Raw genomic sequence first — 4,110 nt, forward strand, 5'->3', positions numbered from 1 at the left:
TGAGGTCGGTTTTCACACACAGGGTTTAACACCCTCCGCCAACGATTAACAGCGACCACGCGGGGCTATCCCGATCGGGACATCGCACCGGCCACAGCGAGACCAATTAGGACTCACTCATCTAGTGCGGCCGTGATCATCATTCTCGATTGTATAAACGTATTGCTATAGGTTTATAGATGTGCTTGAGTACCTGAGTGGATGATGTCGACGCGACGTTGGAGGCAGCCCAGTTGTTCAAGGCGCTGTCGTCGGTATCTCGACTCACCATCCTTCGCATACTGAGGGATGGCCCGTCGTCGGTGGGCGCCTTGACCGAGGCGAGCGGGCAGTCTCAGCCGCTCGTGTCGCAGCATCTCAAGGTACTGAGGACGGCGGGCCTCGTTGCGGTCACCCGCACGGGGCGGGAGGCGATGTATTCGATCGCGGACCATCACGTCACACACGTGATCGACGATGCGATCACCCACGTACTCGAGACCAACTCGAGCCCCGACCCCCGCACGAACAACCCACTGAAGGAGACCATCATGGCCGAAGAGAAGCTCGCAGAGCACACCGTCGTCGAGCACGAGCACAAGTCCGACTGCGGACACGAGTCCGTGCAGCACGACGACCACGTCGACTACGTGCACGACGGACACAAGCACGCGCAGCACGAAGACCACTACGACGAGCACTGAGCTTCAGCCGTTTCGTCGATAAGGCCCGTTCTCCACTGGGGAGGACGGGCCTTCGCCGTGGGGCAGAGGGCGGCGGCCGCTTCAGCCTTGGCGAGCTTTCATCCGCGGATTCTTCTTGTTGATGACGAACACGCGGCCGCGACGACGAACGATCTGCGCGCCATCGATCTTCTTGAGCGCCTTGAGCGAGTTGCGGACCTTCATACGATGCCTCCTTTTTGATAACTGTTCTCAGTTACACTAACGGGTGCGGGATTGGCCCGCTGAGATCGGACCATCATGAATCCCCCCTCCGCCACCCTTCAGGTGTCGCTCATCAGCAGCCTCGATCACACCGCGGCCTCTCACGTCGCCGCGTTGCTCTCGGGTCGCGCTCCCGGTGCCTCGCACGACGCTTCGATTCGCGACGTGGTCGCCGACACACGAGAGAGCGGCGAGTTCGCTCTCGACCTCGCCGATCACCTCTGCGCACTGGCCGACCAGGGCACGCGGGGACACACCGTCGTCGCTCTAGGCCCCACCGCCGATCCGGTCGAGATCGGGCTGATCGTCGATCGGATCTTCGACGGCCGCGGCGCCGACGAGCACATGATCCGATTGCGCGATCTCGTCACCGTCGTGAGCGTGAGTGATGTGCGTCACTTGCTGTTCTGCGATCACGCTGGCGCGGATGACCCCATCCACGACTACGACGTGGCCGAACGGCTCGCACTCCAGCTCGAGTTCGCCAGCGTGATCGTCATGACCGGTGGAGACGCTCATCCGGAGAGCTGGCGAGACGAGGCGGAGGCCCTCATCGCCAGACTCAACCCTCGCGCGCTGATCCTCCCGATCGGCTCTGTCGCACGGCTGGCGACCACCCGGCGCCACGGCGTCGATGCGATAGTGCTCGGCAGATCCCTCGGCTGGATGCTCGAGCTGGCCCGAACCGCCGAGCCCCCGACAAGGCAACACGGCGTGAACACCGTCGTCTTCCGTGATCCGCGACCATTCCACCCCGCTCGCCTCGCCGAGGTGGTCGACCACTGCCTCGAGCCTGCAGAAGTCGGCACGATCCTTCGCTCTCGCGGTCTCATCCGACTCGCGTCCCGCCCGCAGCGAGTCGGGTCGTGGGCCAGTGCGGGCCGCGTACTCAACATCGATCCGACGTCGATGCTCAGTTGGGATCCGGAGTCACCCCTCGGTCAGGAGATCGTCTTCTTCGGACATGAACTGCGATACGACAAGCTTTTCGCCGCTCTCAGCGCGTGCCTGCTGTCTGATGACGAGTTGATCGCCGGGCCGATGGAGTGGGCGAACTACCCTGATCGGTTCCCCGTCTGGCCGGTCGACGACCGGCACTGACGCCCCAGCTGGCGGTCACGCCCGCCTCGGAACATCCAGCGGCTCACGGGTGTGACGGCTCAGCCGGTACCGCTCGCGTAGATGTCACGGTAGAGACGCAGCGCTCTCGTGGACAACTCTCCGGCGCCGTCGCCGTCGAACCTGTCCACGGTGAGTTCGGCGGGCAGCTCAGCGTCCTCGGTCATGGCCGCGACGAGGACGGTGGCGGCACCGGCGGCGTGCGTGGCCCAGAGCGCCTGCGCGATCCACACTCCGTCCATCGCGAGATGCGGCCCGAGAAACGGCAGGTTGTCGGGCGTCATCGCGAATACTCCGTTGATGCGGCGTTCCGGCACGAATCGGGCCCGCTCGCTCAGGAGTTGCTGCGCCGAGTCAATGACCTCGGTGAAGCCCCCCGCCCACTGCAGCCCGGCGCCGCCCGAGAGATCGGCTTGTCCGACGGCGACAGGCGGGTGATCGTAACTACCGATCCCCAATCGATCGTGATGAACCCGTGCGTAGACGTGACGCTCCGGCCACCGCAGGAACGGGCCCGCTCGGAACTGTGGGCGCCGAGGGGAGTACACGTATGGGTGAGCCACCGGAAACAGGGGCAGCTCAAGACCGGTCAGGTGCGACAACGACGGCCCCCACACCCCACCGGCGAGCACGATGTCATCCGCTTCGAACACTGCTCCGGATGCGACGCCGACGACTATCTGCGAGGCGCGGCGTTCGACGTGCATCACCTGCTGGCCCGCAAGGAAGGTCGCGCCGGCGCCGACGGCGTCTATCCGCAACGAGCGGGTGAGTATCTGAGCATCGACGCTGCCGTCGTCCGCGAAGTATCCGGCGGCGACGATGTCGCCGGTGCGGATGAGCGTCGCTACCGGCTCGGGCAGCTCCGCCGTCCGAAGCAATCCTGACGCGAGTCCGGTCGCGCTAGCGGCGTCCACTCGACGCTCTACTTCGACGGCGCCGGCAGCTGAGAGGGCGAGCTCGAGGCCGCCCGTCCGCGTGTACCCGGCCTTTGCGGCCGCGTAGATCGCCGAGGAAGCCCGCGCGAGGTCGGTGAGGATCGAGGACTCGTTGTAGAGACCGAGGAACCCGGGAGCGAATGCGGTCGACCCGCGCGGTTCTCCGTGGTCACGCTCGAGAACCGTCACCCGCACCCCTGCGCGAGCAAGAGCCCCCGCCGCGGAGACTCCCACGATGCCCGCACCGACGACGATGACATGACGAGTCACGACCACCACACTCCCCTCGCGTTCACCAGTGGGTCAATCATCCGCGAAGGAGCTCTCCCTTCGTGCGGAGCGGCTGTCCACCGAGGTCATTCGAACCGGGGTCGGTATCGTGCAACGCATGGCCATCACACTGGAAAATGTCGGGATCACCGTCCGCGACCTCGAAGCGACCATCGCCTTCTTCACCGATCTCGGTCTCACCGTCGTCGGCCGCGACACAGTCAGCGGTGAGTGGGCCGACACCGCCGTCGGCCTCGACGGCAACCACACCAACATCGCGATGCTGCAGACATCAGACGGTCACGGTCGGCTCGAACTCTTTGAGTACATCCATCCCGAAGCGATCGAGTTCAATCCCACCCGCCCCAACGAGATCGGCATGCACCGCGTTGCCTTCTCTGTCGACAGCATCGACGAAGCACTGAAGATCGCCGAATCCCACGGGTGCCGACCGTTGCGCGGCGTGGCGATCTATCAAGACGTCTACAAGCTCGCCTACATCCGTGGTCCCAGCGGCATCATCGTAATGCTCGCCGAGGACCTGACGAAGCGCTAGATGTTGAGACGGGTGACTCACTATGAATGACGGCACGATGAATACGGAGGGTAGTGCGTACGGCGAGGCTGTCAGCGCGGTCCGGGGAGGCGCGCTCGACCCGGAAGCGGCTGCGGATCAGTTGATCGACCGGATGACCGATGCGGAACTCCTCGGACTGCTCGACGGCGACTCGCCTAGATGAGTGAGTCCTAATTGGTCTCGCTGTGGCCGGTGCGATGTCCCGATCGGGATAGCCCCGCGTGGTCGCTGTTAATCGTTGGCGGAGGGTGTTAAACCCTGTGTGTGAAAACCGACCTCA

General features: G+C 64.4%; 6 protein-coding genes. 4 read left to right on the forward strand and 2 right to left on the reverse strand.

Annotated elements, in window-relative coordinates; translation table 11 throughout:
* Nucleotides 1-197: 197 nt before the first annotated feature.
* Nucleotides 198-683 carry an ArsR/SmtB family transcription factor gene (locus tag G5S38_RS15780; protein WP_235929123.1) on the forward strand — a complete coding sequence of 162 codons (486 nt, stop codon included), beginning with the start codon at nt 198-200 and terminating at the stop codon, nt 681-683.
* An 81-nt stretch (nt 684-764) separates the two neighbouring features.
* Here G5S38_RS15780 and ykgO read toward each other — a convergent pair whose 3' ends face one another.
* Nucleotides 765-887 (reverse strand): type B 50S ribosomal protein L36, encoded by a 123-nt coding sequence (gene ykgO / locus G5S38_RS15180; RefSeq protein ID WP_165070423.1) that lies wholly within the window; start codon nt 885-887, stop codon nt 765-767.
* Nucleotides 888-962: 75 nt separating this feature from the next.
* Between ykgO and G5S38_RS15185 the strand changes: the two genes are divergently transcribed.
* Complete coding sequence (locus tag G5S38_RS15185; protein ID WP_165070426.1) at nt 963-2,027, forward strand: GTP-binding protein; 1,065 nt, start codon at nt 963-965, stop codon at nt 2,025-2,027.
* 59 nt (nt 2,028-2,086) lie between these two features.
* Here G5S38_RS15185 and G5S38_RS15190 read toward each other — a convergent pair whose 3' ends face one another.
* Nucleotides 2,087-3,253, reverse strand: coding sequence for an NAD(P)/FAD-dependent oxidoreductase (locus tag G5S38_RS15190; RefSeq protein WP_165070428.1), 1,167 nt, complete (start codon nt 3,251-3,253; stop codon nt 2,087-2,089).
* Nucleotides 3,254-3,371: 118 nt separating this feature from the next.
* Between G5S38_RS15190 and G5S38_RS15195 the strand changes: the two genes are divergently transcribed.
* Both G5S38_RS15195 and G5S38_RS15200 read left to right on the forward strand, forming a co-directional pair.
* Nucleotides 3,372-3,809 carry a VOC family protein gene (locus G5S38_RS15195; RefSeq protein ID WP_165070430.1) on the forward strand — a complete coding sequence of 146 codons (438 nt, stop codon included), beginning with the start codon at nt 3,372-3,374 and terminating at the stop codon, nt 3,807-3,809.
* A gap of 22 nt (nt 3,810-3,831) precedes the next feature.
* Nucleotides 3,832-3,993 carry a hypothetical protein gene (locus tag G5S38_RS15200; protein WP_165070432.1) on the forward strand — a complete coding sequence of 54 codons (162 nt, stop codon included), beginning with the start codon at nt 3,832-3,834 and terminating at the stop codon, nt 3,991-3,993.
* Nucleotides 3,994-4,110 lie beyond the last annotated feature (117 nt).

The organism is Marisediminicola senii (genome assembly GCF_011057645.1).
Lineage (GTDB): Bacteria > Actinomycetota > Actinomycetes > Actinomycetales > Microbacteriaceae > Marisediminicola > Marisediminicola senii.